The organism is Corallococcus sp. AB030, from assembly GCF_003668965.1.
GTDB lineage: Bacteria > Myxococcota > Myxococcia > Myxococcales > Myxococcaceae > Corallococcus > Corallococcus exiguus.
The window spans coordinates 1-464 of the sequence record NZ_RAWQ01000490.1; the positions used below are offsets into that span (position 1 = coordinate 1).

Sequence of the window (464 nt, forward strand, 5' to 3'; positions counted from 1 at the left end):
CGTCCGACGAGCGGGTGCTGACCGGCATCGTGGTTGTCGAGACGCCGACCAGCGTGACCCTCCGCCGGGCCGACGGCGCCGAGGAAACCGTTCTGCGGGCGAACCTCGAATCGCTCCGGTCCACGAAGCTCTCGCTCATGCCCGAGGGGTTCGAGAAGCAGATGAGCAAGCAGGACGTGGCCGACCTCTTCGCGTACCTCCGGGTGGCCGGGAAATAGCTCCTTCCGAGGAAACCATGCAACGCCTCTCTCTCCCGACGTTGCTTCTGCTCGCTGGCTTCGCCGCCGGGCAGGAGAAGGTGACCGCCCCGTACTTCGGCGTCCGCGTGGTGGACGCCGCGACCGGCCGCGGCGTGCCACTCATCGAACTGAAAACGGTCAACGATATCAGCCACATCACAGATAGCGCCGGATGGGTCGCGTTCCACGAGCCCGGGCTGATGGGACGCGAAGTCTACTTCGGCG

General features: G+C 66.2%; 2 protein-coding genes. Both read left to right on the forward strand.

The window, feature by feature from the left end:
- Nucleotides 1-218, forward strand: a 218-nt coding sequence (locus D7Y15_RS45095) for a hypothetical protein (protein WP_158629228.1), incomplete at its 5' end; no start/stop codon positions are given.
- Between the two features lie 17 nt (nucleotides 219-235).
- A partial coding sequence (locus tag D7Y15_RS43750) for a hypothetical protein (RefSeq protein ID WP_199746078.1) occupies nucleotides 236-464 on the forward strand: 229 nt, incomplete at its 3' end.